Here is a 2,353-nt window from a genome sequence, read left to right on the forward strand (position 1 = left end):
TTTGAAATAGAGATTAATAACCAACGAACAGTCTTTATGTATCTCCCATGGTCAACTAATCTGACAAGCTATTTTTATAATAACATATCAGATATGGAAGAAGCTATACAAGAAAATGGATTAGACAACGAAAGGGTTATCGTGTTTTTATCTACAAGTTCTTCTGAAGCGGAGATGTTTGAGATAACCTTAAATAACGGTTCGTGCAAAAGGAATTTATTAAAAGAATATGTAAATCCTCCCTTTACAACAGAAGCCGGTTTGACAGATATCCTTAGAGATATGAAGACATTCGCTCCAGCTGAAAGTTATTCAATGATTATTGGTTGTCATGGCATGGGGTGGCTTCCTGTTGTACAAAGCCGTAGTAAAGCAAAAGAAGAATTTGTTTATCACTGGGATTATGAGAATGTTCCTATGACACGCTTTTTTGGTGGGTTAACAGCCGAATATCAAACAGACATAAGTACTCTTGCTAAAAGCTTATCCAATAACGGATTGTCTATGGAGTATATTCTATTTGATGATTGCTATATGTCATCTTTGGAAGTTGCATATGAGCTGCGCCATGTAACCAACTATATGATTGCTTGTCCGACGGAAGTGATGGTTTTTGGTATGCCATATTCTACAATGGGCAAATATCTCTTATCAGAGAATCCGGACTATAAAGCAATATGCGAGTCTTTTTATCAGTTTTATTCCAATTATCAATATCCTTATGGAACACTGGCTGTGACAGACTGCTCTTATCTGGATAAACTTGCTGAACTGATGAAATACATTCACTCTAATTATTCTTTTGATAGTACACAAGCTTCGCATATCCAGCGCATGGATGGTTACTCTCCTGTGATATTCTATGATTTTGGTGATTATGTACAGACTCTATGCGGTACAGATTCAGAAATGTATAATAATTTCACAACACTAATGGAGAAAGTTGTCCCTCACAAGACACATACTGAAAAATTCTACACGGCATCAAGAGGTCCTATTACTGTGGAAAGATATTCAGGAATAACAACCTCAGAACCAAGTACAAACGGCAAAATGGTAGATTATCCTCAAACATCATGGTATATTGATACACATTAAATTTTAGATAATAGAAAAATCAAAGTAATATGAAAACAAAGAATTTATTCGGAATACTGATGCTGTTCCTGTTTACATTTGCCTTTATCAGTTGTGATAAAGAAGATGAAGAAGATACCAAAGTAACTAATTACCAAGAGTATGAACTCACAGTGGCTTCAAAAAAAGTATTGGGCATGATATTCAGTGAAGGCAACAACTATTTCAGGAAAGTTTATGCCGTCAAAAAAAACAATGCTCAAGACTGGATATCGTTCTCTTCTATTCAAGACTTCAACTACGAAGAAGGTTATGAATATCACATAAAAATAAGCGAAACGACGTATTTGGATTATCGCAAGGGTGACCCTTCATGGACGGAATACAAACTACTCGAAGTAATCTCAAAGGAGAAGCACGATTCGGAAGGACTGCCGGATAACTTTTTGTCAAACAATTATAACTGTTTGAATGCAGAGTTTCGTTATGTTATTGAAGCAGATGAAAAGGATGAACTAGAGAAAAGATTGATGAATAATAGTCCCCTTTTCATGTGCAAGCAATTTGTATTCAATAAAGAGTTTACAGAATTTGCAATGCTCAATGAGGATAGTGAATATCTTGTGTTAGCTGATGGTAAGCTCATAAGAGAAACGAATGACAATGAGAATTTCCCCGATAGCTATAAGCTGATACCGTTAGAAGGTCAAGTGGCAGCAACGGCGCAATGGACTTTCATTGGCGATTTCATCACACATAAAGCTGCTCTGACGATGGATGCTTTTATCGTAAATCTTCCAGGAAGTACAGGCAATAGCGGAGGCATGCGTTCCCAAATTTGGCTATATCAGGATATGACACAGTATGCGCAAGAGGCGTTTCCCGAAGCTGGTGTAAAAACGGTTGTGGTTTCTTATACTTTTGCTATCAACTAAAATATAACCTCCGGCTGTGTAACTTGTCTTTTGTATTATTGATATATATCCTAGTTTTCCTTATCATCTATCATTTGGTAGAGGATAAGGAAAACTCTCTTGATTATCCCAATGATGTAATCAGTTGGTTTCATTATATCTTGATTTTGTTACAGATTCAAAATTACATACCCATTTCAAAACCCCGGCTTCACTTCCTGAACTGTACTGGTTCATATACTGTTATTTCAGTTCTTTGTACACCACCAACTTCGATGATGTTATCCTTGTGATGTAAACTTTTTAAGCAATATTCCCAGTTTAATGTTATAAGTTGCTGAATATTAAAACTTATATATTAC

The 2,353-nt window shown here is 35.8% G+C and carries 2 protein-coding genes; both read left to right on the forward strand.

What is annotated here, in order from left to right:
• Positions 1 to 1,098: clostripain-related cysteine peptidase (locus I6E24_RS15980; protein ID WP_235329671.1), on the forward strand; the 1,098-nt coding region annotated here is incomplete at its 5' end.
• A gap of 29 nt (positions 1,099 to 1,127) precedes the next feature.
• Positions 1,128 to 2,012 carry a DUF4377 domain-containing protein gene (locus I6E24_RS15985; RefSeq protein ID WP_235329673.1) on the forward strand — a complete coding sequence of 295 codons (885 nt, stop codon included), beginning with the start codon at positions 1,128 to 1,130 and terminating at the stop codon, positions 2,010 to 2,012.
• Positions 2,013 to 2,353: the final 341 nt, after the last annotated feature.

Source organism: Bacteroides caecigallinarum, from assembly GCF_021530995.1.
GTDB classification, from domain to species: Bacteria; Bacteroidota; Bacteroidia; order Bacteroidales; family Bacteroidaceae; genus Phocaeicola; species Phocaeicola faecigallinarum.

Bases quoted from the DNA above. Each gene is read 5' to 3' on its own strand.
- I6E24_RS15985 (WP_235329673.1), top strand. From the start codon at position 1,128: ATGAAAACAAAGAATTTATTCGGAATACTGATGCTGTTCCTGTTTACA.